Below are 19,596 nucleotides of genomic sequence, written 5' to 3'. Positions count from 1 at the left end.
GCGTAAGGATCAATGAGGTAAACGCCCAGTGGCCATTCAGAGGCGGGGGTTGTTGTGCGTCCCGCCGCGGTCGTCGCTGCGGGCGCCCGGGGCGGCGCGACAGCGCCGGCAGACGGCCTGCACGCCCTCCGTGTGCCGGCCCGACTCCGGCTGCACGTCGGCCCAGCTGACGTGCGGGAACCGGGCGAGCACGGCGACACGGTGCCACACCTCCCCGGCCGATCCGCTCTGGACCGTGGAGCCATGCCACCCGCCGGCCGTGTCGCTCGCCGGGGCGCGAGCGACACTGGGGGACATGACCGCTGCTGATACCGGGCCGCGGGCCGCCCAGAGCCCTCGCCCCCTGACCGACGAGGCGCGCGAGCTGCTCGACGCCCTCCTCGCCCACGACTTCCTCGGCGTCGCCGAGCTGCGGGCCCAGATCGGCCGGGCCACCTCGACGCCGGGCTGCCGCTGCGGGTGCGGGACCCTCGACCTGCAGGTGCCCGACGACGTGCCGGCCGCGCCGGCCAGCGGTCCGGCGCCGGTCGAGGGCACCGTCGTCGGTGCCGACGGGACGCCGGTGGGCGGGGTGCTCCTCTTCGTCGAGGACGGCCGGCTGGCCCGGCTGGACGTCACCTCCCACGGCGACCCGCTCCCGCTGCCCTCCCCGGACCAGGTCACCTGGGGCCCCACCCGGTGGGCGCGCGAGGACACGGTGCGACGGCCCGCCCGGTTCCGTCGGGGACAGCCCGGCTGAGGGCGCCTCCAGCGGGTACCGGGTCGTTCATGGCACGCAGCGCCGCGGTCGCGGCCGCCGACCAGTGGACCGACCCGGACGACGGCGTCCGGTACCCGGCAGGCGAGGTGCACGCCTGGCTGCAGGGGCACAACGAGACCGTCTGCGGGCTGTCGCTGAGCAGGTCCCGGCTCGCCCGGTTCCCGCACGTCAGCTGGGCCGACGTGCAGCCGGAGTCGGGCCGGCACGCGGAGGGCGTGCAGGCCGTCTGCCGGCGCTGTCGCGCAGCCCAGGGCGCCCGCCGGGACGACCGCGGCTGGACGCGCAACAACCCCCGCCTCTGAGTGGGCCCGGGGCCTTGACCTCAGTGATCCGTAAGCCTTAGCTTACGTTCGTGCCTGCTTACCAAGCGCGTGACGGCTGGGAGGCGTTGGGTGACCCCACCCGGCGCGCGATCGTCGCGTCGTTGGCCGAGCGGCCGCAGGCCGTCGGCGAGCTCGCCGACGAGCTGCCGATCAGTCGGCCGGCCGTGTCCCAGCACCTCAGGGTGCTGAAGGACGCCGGGCTCGTCACCGACCGCGCAGTCGGCACCCGCCGGGTCTACCGGCTCAGCCCCGAGGGCCTCGGCGCCCTCCGGGACCAGCTCGACACGTTCTGGCAGCGCGCCCTCGACGGCTACCAGGACATCGCCGAGCCGGACGTCACCGCACGACCGACACAGGAGCAGCCATGACCGAGACAGCCGCACTCGTGGTCCGCCGGCAGATCGTCGTCCACGCACCGATCGACCGGGCCTTCGCGACGTTCACCGAGCGGTTCGGCGACTTCAAGCCACCGGAGCACAACCTGCTCGGGGTGCCGATCGCCGAGACCGTCTTCGACCCGGAGGTCGGCGGCCACATCACCGACCGGGGTGTCGACGGCAGCGAGTGCCGCTGGGCGCGTGTCCTGGCCTTCGACCCGCCGGACCGGGTCGTCTTCAGCTGGGACATCAGCCCGCAGTGGCAGGTGGAGACGGACCCCGAGCACGCCAGTGAGGTCGAGGTCCGATTCGTCGCCGAAGGGCCGCAGCTGACCCGGGTGGAGCTGGAGCACCGCCACCTCGACCGGCACGGCGATGACTGGCAGGCCGTCCGCGACGGGGTGGCAGACGACGCCGGCTGGCCGCTGTACCTGGCCCGATACGCGGACCTGGCGAGCCGGGGCAGCTGACGTCCCGCGCCGTCACCTGACAGGTGGGGCGGCGCTCCTCGTGGTGTCCCTGACCGCCCCGGGGCGGCTGCGCCGCCGAGTCGACCTGCTGCGGTCCGGAGCACGCTGAGCGACGTCGCCGACCGGCTACCGGGACGCGATCGCCGCCGAATGCGCAGGTGACGCACAGAAAGTGTTCAAGCAGTCCGTTCACCCGGTCGATCTACTGGTTGTCAGTCGATGACCCACAGTGAGCGGAGTCCGATCGTGTCCACCCCCATGGCCAGCACCCCCCGCGGCGTCACCCGCGTTCTGATCCTCGCCGACGCCCCGGTCCTGCGCCGTGGGCTGGTCGGCATGATCAACGAGACCGCCGGCATGCAGGCGGTGGGCACGCCGGGGGAGCCGCGTCGCGCGCTGACCCTGGCCGAGTCCGCTCGCCCGGACGCGGTGGTGGTGGAGTTGGGCACCGGCCGTGCGGCCACGCTGAACGCGGTGCGGGACCTGCGTCGCCGGTTCCCGCAGCTGGCCGTCGTGGCGCTGGCGACCTCCGAGGACCCGGGCGTGGTCAACGAGGCGCTGGCCGCCGGGGTGCGCAGCTACCTGCTGATGAACACCTCACCCACCCTGCTGGGCTGGGCGGTGCTGGCCGCGCGGGCCGGGCGGACCGTGGTCGACCCGCAGATCCGTCGCGGGGAGGGCTCGGCGGAGCCGGTGTCGCGGGAGCTCACCCCGGAGGTGCCGCTGACCCGCCGGGAGTCCGACGTGCTCGACGAGCTGCTCCAGGGCCAGTCGAACCGGGCGATCGGCAAGAACCTGTTCATCTCCGAGGACACCGTGAAGTCCCACGTGAAGGCGATCCTGCGCAAGCTGGGCGCCCGCGACCGGGCACACGCGGTCTCCCTGGTGCTGTCTGCGCGCAACCCCGGCTGCTCCTGCGGCGCCCACCGGCTCACCGAGGCCGCGGCCGACGTCTGACCGGAGACGCTCTGGGCGGTCGAGCGGGGGCATCCGGGCCGGGGATAGGTTCCGGCGGTGCCTCCGACCGCCGTCGCCAGCCGGTTGTTCGTGGTGGGCTGCCCGCGGTCGGGCACCACGCTCCTGCAGTCGTTCCTGGCCGCGCACCCCGACGTCCACTCGTTCCCGGAGACGCACTTCTTCTACCGGTTGGAGGCAGCCGGCGACCGGCGCTGCCAGGGGCTGATCAGCCCCGAGCTGGCCGCCGACCTCCCGCAGGTCGCCCGCTTCCTGGGCCGGCCGGAGCTGGCGTGGCCGGAGCCGGCCACGGTGCAGGCCACGGCCGGGGCGTTCGTCGCCGCCGCCGACGCGGTGACCGTGGCCGCCGGCGCGACGACCTGGGTGGAGAAGACGCCGGCCAACCTCTACGCCATCGACCTCATCGAGCGGCTGGTGCCCGGCGCACGCTTCCTGCACATCGTCCGGGACGGCGCCGACGTCGCGGCCAGCCTGTGCTCGGTCGCGCCCGGCTGGGGGAGCTCCTACACGCCCGACGACGCGGTCGACCTCTGGGCGGAGTGCGTGGGGATCACCGCCGCTCACCACGGGCGCCCCGGGCATGCCGTGCTCAGCTACGCGGCGCTCGCCGAGGACCCGGACAAGGCCCTTGCCGCGGCGTGCGCCGTGGTCGGCCTCCCCTTCACCCCGGCGATGGTGACCGGGCGGGCCGCTGCCGCGCAGGGCCTGATCAAGGACTTCGAGGCGTGGAAGGGGGACAACACCGGACCGCTCCAGCACCGGCCCCGGGCGCGCTTCACCGAGGTGTTCGACGCCGCGACCCAGCGCCGGGTGGAGGAGCGGGTGAGCGAGGTCGTCGTCCCCGAGCTGCTGCCGGGCTGAACCCCGACCGGCGGGCAGATCCAGGACTACCGTTCCGGGCATGGTCGGCATCCTGGCGGCTGCGCTCCTGGTCCTCGTGCTGGCCGGGCTCGTGGCCTGGGCGATGTCGGTGCCGCAGACCTCGGTGACCGGCCCGGCGGGCTGGCGGCTGCCCCCGCGCGAGCGGGCCCGCCAACAGTCGGCTCTCGCCGCGGCCCGCTGGACGGTCGGCCACGACGAGGTCGACGGCGTCACCCGCGTGCTCCTGCAGCGCACCTGCATCGGCCTGGACGGGCGCCCCGAGGTGCTGGAGGAGCGGGTCTTCGACAGCTTCCCGGCGCACGACCCGTTGTGGGAGGCCCGCTTCACCGAGGCGATGGCCAACGCCCGGTTCCGCGCCCGCTACCTCAACACCGAGGAGGGGCACCCGGAGCAGCCGTAGATCCCGAGGCGGAAGATGACCCCATGGGTCAGGTCGTCGCCACCGCAGAACAGCTCGTACACGCACCGGCGGACGTCGTCCGCGCGGCGCTCGCCGACTACGAGGTCACCCGGCCGAAGGTGCTGCCCGAGCAGTACAGCGAGTACCGGGTCGACGCCGGCGGGCAGGGTGCGGGCACGAAGGTGCACTGGCGCCTGCAGGCCACCTCCAAGCGGGTGCGCGAGCAGGACGTCGTCGTCACCGCAGGCGCCGACGGTGCCCTGGTGGAGAGCGACGCGAACTCCAGCATGGTCACCACCTGGACCGTGCACCCGGCCGACGCCGGGTCGAGCACCGTGCGCGCCCGCACCACCTGGACCGGGGCGAGCGGCATCGGCGGCTTCTTCGAGCGGACCTTCGCGCCCAAGGGGCTGGCCCGCATCCAGGGCGCCATGCTGACGCGGCTGGACCAGGAGCTCGCCACCCGCTGACGTGCGGCCGCGCTCAGGACGAGGCGCCGGGCCAGTCGTAACTGGCCGCCGTGATCCGTCGCGACAACTCGTCGCGCAGCTCGGCGCAGTCCGCGGTCTGCTCGGCGAGCCGGGCCGGGTCCACCGCCAGGCCCTGTCGACCGGCCCCCGCGGCGTCCAGTGCCGGCGCCGGGGGAGCCTGCTCACCACCGGTGGCGGGGGCGTGGGTGACGTACTGCTGCACGGAGGAGAGCACCGACCGGCGCACCCCGGGCGGCGGTCGGTCGGCCGGGTCGGCCGCAGCGGACAGCACCAGCACCGCGTCGAGCAGCACCGCGACCGCCGGTGCGGTGCCCAGCTCCGGCGACCGCGGACGGTAGGCGTGCAGGAGGGGATAGGCGCGGTGCTGCTGCCCCGTCGTCGTGAGCGTCGAGGACAACGCCGACAGGGAAACCACGGCCGGGAACGCTGTCCCGGGCGAGGCCAGGCCGGCCGCCATCTCCGCGCCGGTGCTGCCGAACCCGGTGACCTGGGAGGCGAAGCTCCGCTTGCCGACGACTGCGGAGATCACCGAGGTCAGGTACGAGACCCCCAGCGTGATCAGCAGCATCCCACTGAGCGCCGCAGCCACGGTGGCCAGCTGGAAGCCCACCCCCGTCGGCTGGTACCCGCCGTTGCCGAGGGTGGCGACGTTGTAGCCGGCGAAGTAGAAGCGCTCCCACACCGAGGCGGGCACGCCGCTCGACGAGCCGACCACCGCCCCGCCGCCACCGAGGAAGACCAGCGACCAGCCCACCCAGAGCAGGGTGAACCAGGACACCAGGGTGGCGCCGACGAGCAGCACCCCGGGGCCGCCCACGAAGCGGACCGGGACGGAGTCCGCCACGGCGGGTCGCCGGGTCAGCCTCCACGCGAGCCGGGTGAGCAGCTGGGTCAGCGGGCCCGGACCGCTGGCCACCGCCAGCGTGGTCCGCACCTCGTCGACCACGGCGAACGCCACGATGGCCAGGCCGGCGACGTCCCACCACCACCCGGTCACCGGGCACCCGGTGCACAGTCGGTGGCGTGGTCGGGCTCGGGAGAGAGGACGGTCGGCCTCCTCGGTCGGGCCCGGGAGGCCGGGCGGACGGGTGTCGGTACGAAGGTGACCGGGGAGGCGGCCGGCTACACGCGGGCACGTTCCGCCGTCTCGCGGCGCATCCGCCGTCGGGCAGGGACCATGGGGCCGTGACCGCAGCGACCCCCACCGTCGAGGGCCTCTCCGAGCTCGCCGACCTGCTCACCGACGGTGGAGCCGTCGTCCTCTCCGGCGCCGGGCTGTCCACCGACTCCGGCATCCCCGACTACCGCGGCGCCACCGGCTCACTGCGGCGGCACACGCCGATGACCTACCAGACCTTCACCCGTGACCCCCGTGGCCGGCACCGCTACTGGGCGCGCAGCTACGTCGGCTGGCGGCAGATCGAGCGGGCCCGCCCCAACGCCGGGCACCGCGCGGTCGCCGCGCTGCAGCAGGCCGGGGCGGTCGGCGAGGTCATCACCCAGAACGTCGACGGGCTGCACCAGGCCGGTGGCGCCCGTGAGGTCCTGGAGCTGCACGGCGGGCTCGACCGCACCGTCTGCCTGGCCTGCGGTGACATGGCCTCCCGTGCCGACCTCGACGTCCGGCTGCGGACGGTCAACCCCGGGTTCCGGCCCGAGCCGACCGACGAGGTCAACCCCGACGGCGACGTCGAGCTGCCCGAGGAGGCGCTCGACGGGTTCGTGATGGTCGACTGCCTGGCCTGTGGCGGGGGGCCGCTCAAGCCCGACGTGGTCTTCTTCGGCGAGACCGTGCCCCGGGACCGCGTCGACGCCTGCTTCGCCCTGGTCGACGCGGCCCGGTCGCTGCTGGTGCTCGGCTCGTCGTTGACCGTGATGAGCGGCTACCGGTTCGTCATCGCCGCCGCCAAGCGCGGCATCCCGGTCGCCATCGTCAACTCCGGGTCCACCCGCGGGGATGCGAAGGCCACGCTCAAGGTCGACGCGCCGCTGGGTGTCGTGCTGCCCGAACTGGCCCGCCGGCTGGCATGACCCGCGAGGTCGAGCACACCGAGGACGGCCGCTGGATCGTCGTCGACGGCCGGCGGTGGCGGACCGCGGACCCCGCGCTGCCGGAGGACGTCCGGGCCCAGCTGCTGCACCACCTGGGGGTGGCCCGCTCGGCGGTGCGGACCAGCCGGGGCGACGACGATGCGGTGGCCGCGGCCCGCGCCCGGGTGCAGCTGGCCAAGACCGGCCTGGGTGAGCGTGGCACCGCCTGGTGGGAGCAGGACGACGCCGAGCGCCGGACCCGCTGGGAGACCGCACTCCGCGCGCTCGACACCTGAGGGGCCGAAGTCGCGATCTCGGCCCCTCAGGACCACCGAGGGCCAAAAGCGCGATTTTGGCCCCCGGATCGGCTGGGAGGTTGGCCGACGGTCGGCCCGGGCAGGAAGGGCGGCGATGCAGACGTTCCTGCCGGTCGCCGACTTCACCGAGTCCGCCCGGCTCCTGGACAACCCCCGGTTGGGCAAGCAGCGGGTCGAGTGCCTGCAGGTGCTGCGCGCTCTCGAACTCCCCGACTACGGCTGGGCCAACCACCCGGTCGTCACCATGTGGCGCGGGCACACCGCCGGGCTGGTCGTCTACTCGCTGGCGATGGTCCGGGTCTGGCGGGAGCGCGGCTTCGCCGACAGCACCGAGACGCTGATCGCCGAGTTCGCCCCGGACGCCGCCCGGCTGACCCAGGCCGAGGCCGCGGACGCCGGCCTGCTGCCCAGCTGGGTGGGGAACGAGGAGCTGCACCGCTCGCACCGGTCGAACCTGCTGGCCAAGGACTCGGGCTTCTACCGGTCCCGGTTCCCCGGCGACCCCGACGACCTGCCCTACCTGTGGCCCGGCGCCGACGACGTCCCGCCCGTAACTGCGCCCGAGGGGGTCCCGGTCTGGGTGGTGCGGCCACGGGCACACCCCGAGCTCGGCGCGGCGCTGGCCACGGGGGTGGTCGGCCTCGGCACCCAGTCCGGCATCGACGTCGACGCGACCGGTCAGTCGGCGGCCGAGCTGCGGGCGCTGTCCAAGGAGCTCTCCGGCCGCCGCCCGGCCAAGGACCTGCGCCAGCTGTCGGCGTTCCTGGACGAGGTGGCGCCCGGGGACCTGGTCGGGCTGCCGGTCGAGCACGGCGCCGGGTTGCTGCTCGGTGAGGTCGTGGGCGACTACGTCTTCGCCGGCCGGGAGCTGCTGCCGCACCGCCGTCCGGCCCGGTTCGCGTCCGTGGTGCCGCGGTCGGCGGCGCGGCCGCCGGCCACCCTGCAGGACCCCCGCGCGCTGTTCCGGGTCGTCCTCGACCCCGACGCCGTCCCGGCCGGGCTGCGCTGACCTCCCCGACCGCCCGGGGCGACCGGGTGGTCAGCGCGGCTCAGCCCAGGCCTGCCCCGACACCCGTGACCGCCGAGGCCAGCCGTCGCCGCGCCTCGGGCAGGTCGGCCGGTTCCCGGGCGGCGTGCACGAACCACCAGGCGCCGGCGTAGAGGCGCCGGAGCCAGACGAACGGCGCGAGTTCTGCGTCGCTCACCGGGTCGGGCATCGCGTCCAGCGCCGCTCGGCCGTCGAGACGGGCCGAGCAGCGGAGGCTGGCGAGGTCCCAGGCGCGCGGGCCGCGGGAGGTGTCCTCCAGGTCGGTCCAGCGCAGGCCCTCGCCGGTGACCAGCAGGTTGCCGGGGTGGGTGTCGCCGTGCAGCGTCATCTCCGCGCCGACCAGCCGTGGCCGGAGGGCGGTCACCAGCTCGCCGACCTCGCGGAGCACGGTCGGGTCGGCGCCGAGCCCGGTGCCGGTGTCGAGGAAGACGGCCAGGTCCTCCAGCGGTCGGTCCAGCGGCGAGCCGGTCCACAGCGGCGGCAGCGTGCCGAGCACCTCGTGCAGCTCGGCCAGTGACCGGCCGGCCTGCACCGCGGTCGGTCGACCCGTCGACACGTCGACATGTCGCCAGAACGACACCGTGAGCCCGTCGTGCTCGTGCGGTCCCGGCGGCAGCACGTCCGACGGCGGGACGACCGCCGCCCCGGCCGCGGTCAGCGCTGCGGCGAGCGCCACCTCCCGGGTGAACGGCCGGCGGATCTCCGGACGGAGCAGCGGCGTGTGGACGGCCACCCGGGCCACCACCGGCGCCGGGCGCAGGTGCACCACCGCGTTGACGCCCCAGGACAGCAGCGCCGGGTCCTCGACGGGCAGGCCGTGCTGCCGGGCGACGGCGACAGCCGCGGCGACGGCCTGCTCGACCGACGCCGTCACGACCCGGGCAGCGGCACGTTCTGCAGTCGCACCTGCCCACGGGCGGCGATCTTGCCGTCCTCGCGGGTGAGGGTGACCAGCCACAGCTGCAGCGTCTTCCCCTGCTGCACCGGCTCGGCGAGGACGTCGAGCCGGCCGGCGGTCATCGGGCGCAGGAAGTCGGTGCTGTTGTTCACGCCCACCGCGAACTGGCCGCGCTCGACGACCGCCGCGCTCGCTCCCACGCTGGCGGCGCCCTCCACGATCGTGCAGTAGACGCCGCCGTGCACGACGCCCCACGGGGTGTGGCGCTGCGGCCCGACCTCGACGTGCCCGGTGACCCGGGTGCCGGTGACCTCGGCCAGCTCGAACCCGGTGGCCGCGACGAACGCGCTGGCGGCCGTCAGGTCCGGCGTCACGCGGCGTCCCAGACCAGGCAGAAGGGGTGCCCGACCGGGTCGGCGTAGACCCGGAAGTCGCCACCGCCCCCGGGCAGCCGGCGGGCACCCAGCTCGAGGACCTGCGGCTCGGCGACGTCGACGTCGGCGACCCGGATGTCGAGGTGGAACTGCTGCGGCCGGGCCGGGTCCGGCCAGTCCGGCGGCTGGAGGTCCGGGGCCTGCTGGAAGGCGATCCGGTACCCGGCGCCGGTGACCACCACGCAGTTGGCCGAGGCGGCGGCCGGGACCTCGTAGACGTCGGTGAACGCCGCGGTGTCGGCGGCCTCGTCGTCGATGGACGCCACCCAGGCCGGCCCGGTCAGCGACGGCAGCGCCGCGGCGACGGGCTCGCCGAGCAGCTCCAGGTGGTCGGCGGCCGGGAGCCAGGTCAACGTGCCGAGCTGCGGGGCGGAGTCGGGTGCGGCCATGCCCTGATCGTGCGACACGCTCCGCGCTGACCAGCGCGCGGGGTCGCCGGCCGGACACCTGGTGGTGGGCCCGGGCAGAGCCGGGAGAGGATGGCCGCCATGATCGGTCAGCTGCACTCCGTGGTCATCGACGCCCCCGACGCGCACGCCCTGGCGACCTTCTACGCCGGCCTGCTCGGCATGGAGGTGCAGGGCGAGCCCGGCGACGACTGGGTGGTGGTCACCGGCGCCGGGTACCGGATCGCCTTCCAGCAGGCCCCGGACCTCCAGCCGCCGGACTGGCCGGACCCGGCCCGGCCGCAGCAGTTCCACCTCGACATCCGGGTCGCCGACGTCGACGTCGCCGAGCCGCAGGTCCTCGAGCTGGGTGCCCGCCGGCTGCCCGGGGGCGGTGGCGACTTCCGGGTCTACGCCGACCCGGTCGGGCACCCCTTCTGCCTGGTCTGGGACGCCGCGTGACGCCGGACCTGACGGCCGCCAGCGCGTTCGTCGCGGCCACCGGGTTCGAGCTGGCCGAGGTCACCGGCACCCGGGTCACCGGGCACGTCGAGGTCGGGCCGCAGCGCCACACCCCGTGGGGCGTCGTGCACGGCGGCGTCTACTGCACGATCGTGGAGGGCGCCGCCAGCGTGGGAGCGAGCGCGGCGGTCGTCGAGCGCGGCCAGTTCGCGGTGGGCGTGAACAACAGCACCGACTTCCTGCGCCCGATGACCGCCGGCCGGCTCGACGTCCTCGCCGAGCCGGTGCAGCAGGGGAAGACGCTGCAGCTGTGGCTGGTCACCCTCACCCGCGAGGACGGCAAGATCGCCGCCCGTGGGCAGGTGCGACTGCAGAACGTGCCGCTGCCCGGGTCGTGACGGCGTCGGTCGAGCAGGCCGTCGCCGCGGCTGTCGCCGTCGCCCGGCAGCACGGCCTGCCCGTCGAGGACCCGGCGCTGCTGTCCTGGGGCGTCAACGCGGTGGTGCACCTGCGCCCGGCGCCGGTGGTGGCCCGGGTGGCCGTCCACACGCCGCTGCTCCGTCCGGAGATCCGCCGGCCGTTCACCCGGGAGGTGGCGCTCGCCGCAGCGCTGACCGCGGCCGGGGCGGCGGTCGTCCCGCCGTCGGACGTGCTGCCGCCGGGACCGCACGAGCACGACGGGCTCACGGTGTCGTTCTGGCGACATGTCGACGTGTCGACGGGTCGACCGACCGCGGTGCAGGCCGGCCGGTCACTGGCCGAGCTGCACGAGGTGCTCGGCACGCTGCCGCCGCTGTGGACCGGCTCGCCGCTGGACCGACCGCTGGAGGACCTGGCCGTCTTCCTCGACACCGGCACCGGGCTCGGCGCCGACCCGACCGTGCTCCGCGAGGTCGGCGAGCTGGTGACCGCCCTCCGGCCACGGCTGGTCGGCGCGGAGATGACGCTGCACGGCGACACCCACCCCGGCAACCTGCTGGTCACCGGCGAGGGCCTGCGCTGGACCGACCTGGAGGACACCTCCCGCGGCCCGCGCGCCTGGGACCTCGCCAGCCTCCGCTGCTCGGCCCGTCTCGACGGCCGAGCGGCGCTGGACGCGATGCCCGACCCGGTGAGCGACGCAGAACTCGCGCCGTTCGTCTGGCTCCGGCGCCTCTACGCCGGCGCCTGGTGGTTCGTGCACGCCGCCCGGGAACCGGCCGACCTGCCCGAGGCGCGGCGACGGCTGGCCTCGGCGGTCACGGGTGTCGGGGCAGGCCTGGGCTGAGCCGCGCTGACCACCCGGTCGCCCCGGGCGGTCGGGGAGGTCAGCGCAGCCCGGCCGGGACGGCGTCGGGGTCGAGGACGACCCGGAACAGCGCGCGGGGGTCCTGCAGGGTGGCCGGCGGCCGCGCCGCCGACCGCGGCACCACGGACGCGAACCGGGCCGGACGGCGGTGCGGCAGCAGCTCCCGGCCGGCGAAGACGTAGTCGCCCACGACCTCACCGAGCAGCAACCCGGCGCCGTGCTCGACCGGCAGCCCGACCAGGTCCCCGGGCGCCACCTCGTCCAGGAACGCCGACAGCTGGCGCAGGTCCTTGGCCGGGCGGCGGCCGGAGAGCTCCTTGGACAGCGCCCGCAGCTCGGCCGCCGACTGACCGGTCGCGTCGACGTCGATGCCGGACTGGGTGCCGAGGCCGACCACCCCCGTGGCCAGCGCCGCGCCGAGCTCGGGGTGTGCCCGTGGCCGCACCACCCAGACCGGGACCCCCTCGGGCGCAGTTACGGGCGGGACGTCGTCGGCGCCGGGCCACAGGTAGGGCAGGTCGTCGGGGTCGCCGGGGAACCGGGACCGGTAGAAGCCCGAGTCCTTGGCCAGCAGGTTCGACCGGTGCGAGCGGTGCAGCTCCTCGTTCCCCACCCAGCTGGGCAGCAGGCCGGCGTCCGCGGCCTCGGCCTGGGTCAGCCGGGCGGCGTCCGGGGCGAACTCGGCGATCAGCGTCTCGGTGCTGTCGGCGAAGCCGCGCTCCCGCCAGACCCGGACCATCGCCAGCGAGTAGACGACCAGCCCGGCGGTGTGCCCGCGCCACATGGTGACGACCGGGTGGTTGGCCCAGCCGTAGTCGGGGAGTTCGAGAGCGCGCAGCACCTGCAGGCACTCGACCCGCTGCTTGCCCAACCGGGGGTTGTCCAGGAGCCGGGCGGACTCGGTGAAGTCGGCGACCGGCAGGAACGTCTGCATCGCCGCCCTTCCTGCCCGGGCCGACCGTCGGCCAACCTCCCAGCCGATCCGGGGGCCAAAATCGCGCTTTTGGCCCTCGGTGGTCCTGAGGGGCCGAGATCGCGACTTCGGCCCCTCAGGTGTCGAGCGCGCGGAGTGCGGTCTCCCAGCGGGTCCGGCGCTCGGCGTCGTCCTGCTCCCACCAGGCGGTGCCACGCTCACCCAGGCCGGTCTTGGCCAGCTGCACCCGGGCGCGGGCCGCGGCCACCGCATCGTCGTCGCCCCGGCTGGTCCGCACCGCCGAGCGGGCCACCCCCAGGTGGTGCAGCAGCTGGGCCCGGACGTCCTCCGGCAGCGCGGGGTCCGCGGTCCGCCACCGCCGGCCGTCGACGACGATCCAGCGGCCGTCCTCGGTGTGCTCGACCTCGCGGGTCATGCCAGCCGGCGGGCCAGTTCGGGCAGCACGACACCCAGCGGCGCGTCGACCTTGAGCGTGGCCTTCGCATCCCCGCGGGTGGACCCGGAGTTGACGATGGCGACCGGGATGCCGCGCTTGGCGGCGGCGATGACGAACCGGTAGCCGCTCATCACGGTCAACGACGAGCCGAGCACCAGCAGCGACCGGGCCGCGTCGACCAGGGCGAAGCAGGCGTCGACGCGGTCCCGGGGCACGGTCTCGCCGAAGAAGACCACGTCGGGCTTGAGCGGCCCCCCGCCACAGGCCAGGCAGTCGACCATCACGAACCCGTCGAGCGCCTCCTCGGGCAGCTCGACGTCGCCGTCGGGGTTGACCTCGTCGGTCGGCTCGGGCCGGAACCCGGGGTTGACCGTCCGCAGCCGGACGTCGAGGTCGGCACGGGAGGCCATGTCACCGCAGGCCAGGCAGACGGTGCGGTCGAGCCCGCCGTGCAGCTCCAGGACCTCACGGGCGCCACCGGCCTGGTGCAGCCCGTCGACGTTCTGGGTGATGACCTCGCCGACCGCCCCGGCCTGCTGCAGCGCGGCGACCGCGCGGTGCCCGGCGTTGGGGCGGGCCCGCTCGATCTGCCGCCAGCCGACGTAGCTGCGCGCCCAGTAGCGGTGCCGGCCACGGGGGTCACGGGTGAAGGTCTGGTAGGTCATCGGCGTGTGCCGCCGCAGTGAGCCGGTGGCGCCGCGGTAGTCGGGGATGCCGGAGTCGGTGGACAGCCCGGCGCCGGAGAGGACGACGGCTCCACCGTCGGTGAGCAGGTCGGCGAGCTCGGAGAGGCCCTCGACGGTGGGGGTCGCTGCGGTCACGGCCCCATGGTCCCTGCCCGACGGCGGATGCGCCGCGAGACGGCGGAACGTGCCCGCGTGTAGCCGGCCGCCTCCCCGGTCACCTTCGTACCGACACCCGTCCGCCCGGCCTCCCGGGCCCGACCGAGGAGGCCGACCGTCCTCTCTCCCGAGCCCGACCACGCCACCGACTGTGCACCGGGTGCCCGGTGACCGGGTGGTGGTGGGACGTCGCCGGCCTGGCCATCGTGGCGTTCGCCGTGGTCGACGAGGTGCGGACCACGCTGGCGGTGGCCAGCGGTCCGGGCCCGCTGACCCAGCTGCTCACCCGGCTCGCGTGGAGGCTGACCCGGCGACCCGCCGTGGCGGACTCCGTCCCGGTCCGCTTCGTGGGCGGCCCCGGGGTGCTGCTCGTCGGCGCCACCCTGGTGTCCTGGTTCACCCTGCTCTGGGTGGGCTGGTCGCTGGTCTTCCTCGGTGGCGGCGGGGCGGTGGTCGGCTCGTCGAGCGGCGTGCCCGCCTCGGTGTGGGAGCGCTTCTACTTCGCCGGCTACAACGTCGCCACCCTCGGCAACGGCGGGTACCAGCCGACGGGGGTGGGCTTCCAGCTGGCCACCGTGGCTGCGGCGCTCAGTGGGATGCTGCTGATCACGCTGGGGGTCTCGTACCTGACCTCGGTGATCTCCGCAGTCGTCGGCAAGCGGAGCTTCGCCTCCCAGGTCACCGGGTTCGGCAGCACCGGCGCGGAGATGGCGGCCGGCCTGGCCTCGCCCGGGACAGCGTTCCCGGCCGTGGTTTCCCTGTCGGCGTTGTCCTCGACGCTCACGACGACGGGGCAGCAGCACCGCGCCTATCCCCTCCTGCACGCCTACCGTCCGCGGTCGCCGGAGCTGGGCACCGCACCGGCGGTCGCGGTGCTGCTCGACGCGGTGCTGGTGCTGTCCGCTGCGGCCGACCCGGCCGACCGACCGCCGCCCGGGGTGCGCCGGTCGGTGCTCTCCTCCGTGCAGCAGTACGTCACCCACGCCCCCGCCACCGGTGGTGAGCAGGCTCCCCCGGCGCCGGCACTGGACGCCGCGGGGGCCGGTCGACAGGGCCTGGCGGTGGACCCGGCCCGGCTCGCCGAGCAGACCGCGGACTGCGCCGAGCTGCGCGACGAGTTGTCGCGACGGATCACGGCGGCCAGTTACGACTGGCCCGGCGCCTCGTCCTGAGCGCGGCCGCACGTCAGCGGGTGGCGAGCTCCTGGTCCAGCCGCGTCAGCATGGCGCCCTGGATGCGGGCCAGCCCCTTGGGCGCGAAGGTCCGCTCGAAGAAGCCGCCGATGCCGCTCGCCCCGGTCCAGGTGGTGCGGGCGCGCACGGTGCTCGACCCGGCGTCGGCCGGGTGCACGGTCCAGGTGGTGACCATGCTGGAGTTCGCGTCGCTCTCCACCAGGGCACCGTCGGCGCCTGCGGTGACGACGACGTCCTGCTCGCGCACCCGCTTGGAGGTGGCCTGCAGGCGCCAGTGCACCTTCGTGCCCGCACCCTGCCCGCCGGCGTCGACCCGGTACTCGCTGTACTGCTCGGGCAGCACCTTCGGCCGGGTGACCTCGTAGTCGGCGAGCGCCGCGCGGACGACGTCCGCCGGTGCGTGTACGAGCTGTTCTGCGGTGGCGACGACCTGACCCATGGGGTCATCTTCCGCCTCGGGATCTACGGCTGCTCCGGGTGCCCCTCCTCGGTGTTGAGGTAGCGGGCGCGGAACCGGGCGTTGGCCATCGCCTCGGTGAAGCGGGCCTCCCACAACGGGTCGTGCGCCGGGAAGCTGTCGAAGACCCGCTCCTCCAGCACCTCGGGGCGCCCGTCCAGGCCGATGCAGGTGCGCTGCAGGAGCACGCGGGTGACGCCGTCGACCTCGTCGTGGCCGACCGTCCAGCGGGCCGCGGCGAGAGCCGACTGTTGGCGGGCCCGCTCGCGCGGGGGCAGCCGCCAGCCCGCCGGGCCGGTCACCGAGGTCTGCGGCACCGACATCGCCCAGGCCACGAGCCCGGCCAGCACGAGGACCAGGAGCGCAGCCGCCAGGATGCCGACCATGCCCGGAACGGTAGTCCTGGATCTGCCCGCCGGTCGGGGTTCAGCCCGGCAGCAGCTCGGGGACGACGACCTCGCTCACCCGCTCCTCCACCCGGCGCTGGGTCGCGGCGTCGAACACCTCGGTGAAGCGCGCCCGGGGCCGGTGCTGGAGCGGTCCGGTGTTGTCCCCCTTCCACGCCTCGAAGTCCTTGATCAGGCCCTGCGCGGCAGCGGCCCGCCCGGTCACCATCGCCGGGGTGAAGGGGAGGCCGACCACGGCGCACGCCGCGGCAAGGGCCTTGTCCGGGTCCTCGGCGAGCGCCGCGTAGCTGAGCACGGCATGCCCGGGGCGCCCGTGGTGAGCGGCGGTGATCCCCACGCACTCCGCCCAGAGGTCGACCGCGTCGTCGGGCGTGTAGGAGCTCCCCCAGCCGGGCGCGACCGAGCACAGGCTGGCCGCGACGTCGGCGCCGTCCCGGACGATGTGCAGGAAGCGTGCGCCGGGCACCAGCCGCTCGATGAGGTCGATGGCGTAGAGGTTGGCCGGCGTCTTCTCCACCCAGGTCGTCGCGCCGGCGGCCACGGTCACCGCGTCGGCGGCGGCGACGAACGCCCCGGCCGTGGCCTGCACCGTGGCCGGCTCCGGCCACGCCAGCTCCGGCCGGCCCAGGAAGCGGGCGACCTGCGGGAGGTCGGCGGCCAGCTCGGGGCTGATCAGCCCCTGGCAGCGCCGGTCGCCGGCTGCCTCCAACCGGTAGAAGAAGTGCGTCTCCGGGAACGAGTGGACGTCGGGGTGCGCGGCCAGGAACGACTGCAGGAGCGTGGTGCCCGACCGCGGGCAGCCCACCACGAACAACCGGCTGGCGACGGCGGTCGGAGGCACCGCCGGAACCTATCCCCGGCCCGGATGCCCCCGCTCGACCGCCCAGAGCGTCTCCGGTCAGACGTCGGCCGCGGCCTCGGTGAGCCGGTGGGCGCCGCAGGAGCAGCCGGGGTTGCGCGCAGACAGCACCAGGGAGACCGCGTGTGCCCGGTCGCGGGCGCCCAGCTTGCGCAGGATCGCCTTCACGTGGGACTTCACGGTGTCCTCGGAGATGAACAGGTTCTTGCCGATCGCCCGGTTCGACTGGCCCTGGAGCAGCTCGTCGAGCACGTCGGACTCCCGGCGGGTCAGCGGCACCTCCGGGGTGAGCTCCCGCGACACCGGCTCCGCCGAGCCCTCCCCGCGACGGATCTGCGGGTCGACCACGGTCCGCCCGGCCCGCGCGGCCAGCACCGCCCAGCCCAGCAGGGTGGGTGAGGTGTTCATCAGCAGGTAGCTGCGCACCCCGGCGGCCAGCGCCTCGTTGACCACGCCCGGGTCCTCGGAGGTCGCCAGCGCCACGACGGCCAGCTGCGGGAACCGGCGACGCAGGTCCCGCACCGCGTTCAGCGTGGCCGCACGGCCGGTGCCCAACTCCACCACCACCGCGTCCGGGCGAGCGGACTCGGCCAGGGTCAGCGCGCGACGCGGCTCCCCCGGCGTGCCCACCGCCTGCATGCCGGCGGTCTCGTTGATCATGCCGACCAGCCCACGGCGCAGGACCGGGGCGTCGGCGAGGATCAGAACGCGGGTGACGCCGCGGGGGGTGCTGGCCATGGGGGTGGACACGATCGGACTCCGCTCACTGTGGGTCATCGACTGACAACCAGTAGATCGACCGGGTGAACGGACTGCTTGAACACTTTCTGTGCGTCACCTGCGCATTCGGCGGCGATCGCGTCCCGGTAGCCGGTCGGCGACGTCGCTCAGCGTGCTCCGGACCGCAGCAGGTCGACTCGGCGGCGCAGCCGCCCCGGGGCGGTCAGGGACACCACGAGGAGCGCCGCCCCACCTGTCAGGTGACGGCGCGGGACGTCAGCTGCCCCGGCTCGCCAGGTCCGCGTATCGGGCCAGGTACAGCGGCCAGCCGGCGTCGTCTGCCACCCCGTCGCGGACGGCCTGCCAGTCATCGCCGTGCCGGTCGAGGTGGCGGTGCTCCAGCTCCACCCGGGTCAGCTGCGGCCCTTCGGCGACGAATCGGACCTCGACCTCACTGGCGTGCTCGGGGTCCGTCTCCACCTGCCACTGCGGGCTGATGTCCCAGCTGAAGACGACCCGGTCCGGCGGGTCGAAGGCCAGGACACGCGCCCAGCGGCACTCGCTGCCGTCGACACCCCGGTCGGTGATGTGGCCGCCGACCTCCGGGTCGAAGACGGTCTCGGCGATCGGCACCCCGAGCAGGTTGTGCTCCGGTGGCTTGAAGTCGCCGAACCGCTCGGTGAACGTCGCGAAGGCCCGGTCGATCGGTGCGTGGACGACGATCTGCCGGCGGACCACGAGTGCGGCTGTCTCGGTCATGGCTGCTCCTGTGTCGGTCGTGCGGTGACGTCCGGCTCGGCGATGTCCTGGTAGCCGTCGAGGGCGCGCTGCCAGAACGTGTCGAGCTGGTCCCGGAGGGCGCCGAGGCCCTCGGGGCTGAGCCGGTAGACCCGGCGGGTGCCGACTGCGCGGTCGGTGACGAGCCCGGCGTCCTTCAGCACCCTGAGGTGCTGGGACACGGCCGGCCGACTGATCGGCAGCTCGTCGGCGAGCTCGCCGACGGCCTGCGGCCGCTCGGCCAACGACGCGACGATCGCGCGCCGGGTGGGGTCACCCAACGCCTCCCAGCCGTCACGCGCTTGGTAAGCAGGCACGAACGTAAGCTAAGGCTTACGGATCACTGAGGTCAAGGCCCCGGGCCCACTCAGAGGCGGGGGTTGTTGCGCGTCCAGCCGCGGTCGTCCCGGCGGGCGCCCTGGGCTGCGCGACAGCGCCGGCAGACGGCCTGCACGCCCTCCGCGTGCCGGCCCGACTCCGGCTGCACGTCGGCCCAGCTGACGTGCGGGAACCGGGCGAGCCGGGACCTGCTCAGCGACAGCCCGCAGACGGTCTCGTTGTGCCCCTGCAGCCAGGCGTGCACCTCGCCTGCCGGGTACCGGACGCCGTCGTCCGGGTCGGTCCACTGGTCGGCGGCCGCGACCGCGGCGCTGCGTGCCATGAACGACCCGGTACCCGCTGGAGGCGCCCTCAGCCGGGCTGTCCCCGACGGAACCGGGCGGGCCGTCGCACCGTGTCCTCGCGCGCCCACCGGGTGGGGCCCCAGGTGACCTGGTCCGGGGAGGGCAGCGGGAGCGGGTCGCCGTGGGAGGTGACGTCCAGCCGGGCCAGCCGGCCGTCCTCGACGAAGAGGAGCACCCCGCCCACCGGCGTCCCGTCGGCACCGACGACGGTGCCCTCGACCGGCGCCGGACCGCTGGCCGGCGCGGCCGGCACGTCGTCGGGCACCTGCAGGTCGAGGGTCCCGCACCCGCAGCGGCAGCCCGGCGTCGAGGTGGCCCGGCCGATCTGGGCCCGCAGCTCGGCGACGCCGAGGAAGTCGTGGGCGAGGAGGGCGTCGAGCAGCTCGCGCGCCTCGTCGGTCAGGGGGCGAGGGCTCTGGGCGGCCCGCGGCCCGGTATCAGCAGCGGTCATGTCCCCCAGTGTCGCTCGCGCCCCGGCGAGCGACACGGCCGGCGGGTGGCATGGCTCCACGGTCCAGAGCGGATCGGCCGGGGAGGTGTGGCACCGTGTCGCCGTGCTCGCCCGGTTCCCGCACGTCAGCTGGGCCGACGTGCAGCCGGAGTCGGGCCGGCACACGGAGGGCGTGCAGGCCGTCTGCCGGCGCTGTCGCGCCGCCCCGGGCGCCCGCAGCGACGACCGCGGCGGGACGCACAACAACCCCCGCCTCTGAATGGCCACTGGGCGTTTACCTCATTGATCCTTACGC

The 19,596-nt window shown here is 74.9% G+C and carries 32 protein-coding genes; 16 read left to right on the top strand and 16 right to left on the bottom strand.

Going from position 1 to position 19,596, the window contains the following annotated elements:
- Window positions 1-36 precede the first annotated feature (36 nt).
- Entirely contained in the window at window positions 37-192 is a 156-nt protein-coding gene (locus G5C62_RS17010) for a hypothetical protein (RefSeq protein ID WP_164701918.1), read from the bottom strand.
- A 103-nt stretch (window positions 193-295) separates the two neighbouring features.
- Between G5C62_RS17010 and G5C62_RS17005 the strand changes: the two genes are divergently transcribed.
- From G5C62_RS17005 to G5C62_RS16970, 8 genes are all read left to right on the top strand, one after another.
- Complete coding sequence (locus tag G5C62_RS17005; RefSeq protein ID WP_164701920.1) at window positions 296-739, top strand: hypothetical protein; 444 nt, start codon at window positions 296-298, stop codon at window positions 737-739.
- Between the two features lie 29 nt (window positions 740-768).
- Window positions 769-1,062, top strand: a complete 294-nt coding sequence (locus G5C62_RS17000) for a hypothetical protein (protein ID WP_164701922.1) — start codon at window positions 769-771, stop codon at window positions 1,060-1,062.
- A gap of 50 nt (window positions 1,063-1,112) precedes the next feature.
- A complete protein-coding gene (locus G5C62_RS16995) occupies window positions 1,113-1,451 on the top strand; it encodes a helix-turn-helix transcriptional regulator (RefSeq protein WP_206330695.1) in 339 nt (112 codons plus the stop codon).
- Window positions 1,448-1,930, top strand: coding sequence for an SRPBCC family protein (locus G5C62_RS16990; RefSeq protein WP_164701924.1), 483 nt, complete (start codon window positions 1,448-1,450; stop codon window positions 1,928-1,930). Before G5C62_RS16995 ends, G5C62_RS16990 begins: the two co-directional genes overlap by 4 nt.
- A 246-nt stretch (window positions 1,931-2,176) precedes the next feature.
- Window positions 2,177-2,887: a response regulator transcription factor gene (locus tag G5C62_RS16985; protein ID WP_164701925.1), complete on the top strand. Its 711-nt coding sequence runs from the start codon at window positions 2,177-2,179 to the stop codon at window positions 2,885-2,887.
- Between the two features lie 57 nt (window positions 2,888-2,944).
- Window positions 2,945-3,766, top strand: a complete 822-nt coding sequence (locus tag G5C62_RS16980) for a sulfotransferase (RefSeq protein ID WP_164701927.1) — start codon at window positions 2,945-2,947, stop codon at window positions 3,764-3,766.
- Between the two features lie 40 nt (window positions 3,767-3,806).
- The gene (locus G5C62_RS16975; RefSeq protein ID WP_164701928.1) at window positions 3,807-4,187 is read left to right on the top strand and encodes a hypothetical protein; all 381 of its coding nucleotides are present in this window, start codon (window positions 3,807-3,809) and stop codon (window positions 4,185-4,187) included.
- 23 nt (window positions 4,188-4,210) lie between these two features.
- Window positions 4,211-4,657, top strand: a complete 447-nt coding sequence (locus G5C62_RS16970; RefSeq protein ID WP_036336227.1) for an SRPBCC family protein — start codon at window positions 4,211-4,213, stop codon at window positions 4,655-4,657.
- 13 nt (window positions 4,658-4,670) lie between these two features.
- Here G5C62_RS16970 and G5C62_RS16965 read toward each other — a convergent pair whose 3' ends face one another.
- Window positions 4,671-5,675 carry a hypothetical protein gene (locus G5C62_RS16965; protein ID WP_164701930.1) on the bottom strand — a complete coding sequence of 335 codons (1,005 nt, stop codon included), beginning with the start codon at window positions 5,673-5,675 and terminating at the stop codon, window positions 4,671-4,673.
- A 188-nt stretch (window positions 5,676-5,863) separates the two neighbouring features.
- Between G5C62_RS16965 and G5C62_RS16960 the strand changes: the two genes are divergently transcribed.
- From G5C62_RS16960 to G5C62_RS16950, 3 genes are all read left to right on the top strand, one after another.
- Window positions 5,864-6,709: an NAD-dependent protein deacetylase gene (locus G5C62_RS16960; RefSeq protein ID WP_164701931.1), complete on the top strand. Its 846-nt coding sequence runs from the start codon at window positions 5,864-5,866 to the stop codon at window positions 6,707-6,709.
- Window positions 6,706-7,005 (top strand): hypothetical protein, encoded by a 300-nt coding sequence (locus tag G5C62_RS16955; protein ID WP_036336225.1) that lies wholly within the window; start codon window positions 6,706-6,708, stop codon window positions 7,003-7,005. Before G5C62_RS16960 ends, G5C62_RS16955 begins: the two co-directional genes overlap by 4 nt.
- 115 nt (window positions 7,006-7,120) lie before the next feature.
- Complete coding sequence (locus G5C62_RS16950; RefSeq protein ID WP_036336224.1) at window positions 7,121-8,035, top strand: MSMEG_6728 family protein; 915 nt, start codon at window positions 7,121-7,123, stop codon at window positions 8,033-8,035.
- A gap of 40 nt (window positions 8,036-8,075) precedes the next feature.
- On the opposite strand, the gene G5C62_RS16945 is transcribed toward G5C62_RS16950, so the two are convergent.
- From G5C62_RS16945 to G5C62_RS28185, 3 genes are read right to left on the bottom strand one after another with little or no spacing between them, the layout of a single operon-like run.
- Window positions 8,076-8,948 (bottom strand): phosphotransferase family protein, encoded by an 873-nt coding sequence (locus tag G5C62_RS16945; RefSeq protein WP_164701932.1) that lies wholly within the window; start codon window positions 8,946-8,948, stop codon window positions 8,076-8,078.
- Window positions 8,945-9,346, bottom strand: coding sequence for a PaaI family thioesterase (locus G5C62_RS16940; protein ID WP_164701934.1), 402 nt, complete (start codon window positions 9,344-9,346; stop codon window positions 8,945-8,947). The genes G5C62_RS16945 and G5C62_RS16940 overlap by 4 nt, the downstream gene beginning before the upstream one ends.
- Window positions 9,343-9,795 (bottom strand): VOC family protein, encoded by a 453-nt coding sequence (locus G5C62_RS28185; protein ID WP_241175955.1) that lies wholly within the window; start codon window positions 9,793-9,795, stop codon window positions 9,343-9,345. The genes G5C62_RS16940 and G5C62_RS28185 overlap by 4 nt, the downstream gene beginning before the upstream one ends.
- Window positions 9,796-9,894: 99 nt before the next feature.
- Between G5C62_RS28185 and G5C62_RS16930 the strand changes: the two genes are divergently transcribed.
- Genes G5C62_RS16930 through G5C62_RS16920 form a run of 3 tightly spaced genes read left to right on the top strand, consistent with a single transcriptional unit; the run spans window position 9,895 to window position 11,521 of the window.
- The gene (locus G5C62_RS16930; protein ID WP_206330696.1) at window positions 9,895-10,254 is read left to right on the top strand and encodes a VOC family protein; all 360 of its coding nucleotides are present in this window, start codon (window positions 9,895-9,897) and stop codon (window positions 10,252-10,254) included.
- On the top strand, window positions 10,251-10,652 hold the full coding sequence (locus G5C62_RS16925; RefSeq protein WP_164701934.1) for a PaaI family thioesterase: 402 nt from the start codon (window positions 10,251-10,253) through the stop codon (window positions 10,650-10,652). The genes G5C62_RS16930 and G5C62_RS16925 overlap by 4 nt, the downstream gene beginning before the upstream one ends.
- On the top strand, window positions 10,649-11,521 hold the full coding sequence (locus G5C62_RS16920) for a phosphotransferase family protein (RefSeq protein WP_164701932.1): 873 nt from the start codon (window positions 10,649-10,651) through the stop codon (window positions 11,519-11,521). Before G5C62_RS16925 ends, G5C62_RS16920 begins: the two co-directional genes overlap by 4 nt.
- Before the next feature lie 40 nt (window positions 11,522-11,561).
- Here G5C62_RS16920 and G5C62_RS16915 read toward each other — a convergent pair whose 3' ends face one another.
- From G5C62_RS16915 to G5C62_RS16905, 3 genes are all read right to left on the bottom strand, one after another.
- Window positions 11,562-12,476 carry an MSMEG_6728 family protein gene (locus G5C62_RS16915; RefSeq protein ID WP_036336224.1) on the bottom strand — a complete coding sequence of 305 codons (915 nt, stop codon included), beginning with the start codon at window positions 12,474-12,476 and terminating at the stop codon, window positions 11,562-11,564.
- Between the two features lie 115 nt (window positions 12,477-12,591).
- Complete coding sequence (locus G5C62_RS16910; RefSeq protein WP_036336225.1) at window positions 12,592-12,891, bottom strand: hypothetical protein; 300 nt, start codon at window positions 12,889-12,891, stop codon at window positions 12,592-12,594.
- Complete coding sequence (locus G5C62_RS16905) at window positions 12,888-13,733, bottom strand: NAD-dependent protein deacetylase (RefSeq protein ID WP_164701931.1); 846 nt, start codon at window positions 13,731-13,733, stop codon at window positions 12,888-12,890. Before G5C62_RS16905 ends, G5C62_RS16910 begins: the two co-directional genes overlap by 4 nt.
- A gap of 188 nt (window positions 13,734-13,921) precedes the next feature.
- Between G5C62_RS16905 and G5C62_RS16900 the strand changes: the two genes are divergently transcribed.
- Window positions 13,922-14,926, top strand: coding sequence for a hypothetical protein (locus G5C62_RS16900; protein ID WP_164701930.1), 1,005 nt, complete (start codon window positions 13,922-13,924; stop codon window positions 14,924-14,926).
- 13 nt (window positions 14,927-14,939) lie between these two features.
- On the opposite strand, the gene G5C62_RS16895 is transcribed toward G5C62_RS16900, so the two are convergent.
- The 8 genes from G5C62_RS16895 to G5C62_RS16860 form a co-directional block, all read right to left on the bottom strand.
- The gene (locus G5C62_RS16895) at window positions 14,940-15,386 is read right to left on the bottom strand and encodes an SRPBCC family protein (protein WP_036336227.1); all 447 of its coding nucleotides are present in this window, start codon (window positions 15,384-15,386) and stop codon (window positions 14,940-14,942) included.
- Between the two features lie 23 nt (window positions 15,387-15,409).
- The gene (locus G5C62_RS16890) at window positions 15,410-15,790 is read right to left on the bottom strand and encodes a hypothetical protein (RefSeq protein ID WP_164701928.1); all 381 of its coding nucleotides are present in this window, start codon (window positions 15,788-15,790) and stop codon (window positions 15,410-15,412) included.
- A gap of 40 nt (window positions 15,791-15,830) precedes the next feature.
- Window positions 15,831-16,652: a sulfotransferase gene (locus tag G5C62_RS16885; protein ID WP_164701927.1), complete on the bottom strand. Its 822-nt coding sequence runs from the start codon at window positions 16,650-16,652 to the stop codon at window positions 15,831-15,833.
- A 57-nt stretch (window positions 16,653-16,709) separates the two neighbouring features.
- Window positions 16,710-17,420, bottom strand: a complete 711-nt coding sequence (locus tag G5C62_RS16880; protein ID WP_164701925.1) for a response regulator transcription factor — start codon at window positions 17,418-17,420, stop codon at window positions 16,710-16,712.
- Window positions 17,421-17,666: 246 nt separating this feature from the next.
- Entirely contained in the window at window positions 17,667-18,149 is a 483-nt protein-coding gene (locus G5C62_RS16875) for an SRPBCC family protein (RefSeq protein WP_164701924.1), read from the bottom strand.
- A complete protein-coding gene (locus G5C62_RS16870) occupies window positions 18,146-18,484 on the bottom strand; it encodes a helix-turn-helix transcriptional regulator (RefSeq protein WP_206330695.1) in 339 nt (112 codons plus the stop codon). Before G5C62_RS16870 ends, G5C62_RS16875 begins: the two co-directional genes overlap by 4 nt.
- Before the next feature lie 50 nt (window positions 18,485-18,534).
- Window positions 18,535-18,828 (bottom strand): hypothetical protein, encoded by a 294-nt coding sequence (locus G5C62_RS16865; RefSeq protein ID WP_164701922.1) that lies wholly within the window; start codon window positions 18,826-18,828, stop codon window positions 18,535-18,537.
- A gap of 29 nt (window positions 18,829-18,857) precedes the next feature.
- Entirely contained in the window at window positions 18,858-19,301 is a 444-nt protein-coding gene (locus G5C62_RS16860) for a hypothetical protein (protein ID WP_164701920.1), read from the bottom strand.
- 103 nt (window positions 19,302-19,404) lie between these two features.
- Here G5C62_RS16860 and G5C62_RS16855 point away from each other — a divergent pair, with 103 nt between their 5' ends.
- Window positions 19,405-19,560 (top strand): hypothetical protein, encoded by a 156-nt coding sequence (locus G5C62_RS16855; RefSeq protein WP_164701918.1) that lies wholly within the window; start codon window positions 19,405-19,407, stop codon window positions 19,558-19,560.
- Window positions 19,561-19,596 lie beyond the last annotated feature (36 nt).

This window comes from Modestobacter sp. KNN46-3 (assembly GCF_011039295.1).
This window is presented reverse-complemented; position numbering and strand designations above follow the sequence as displayed.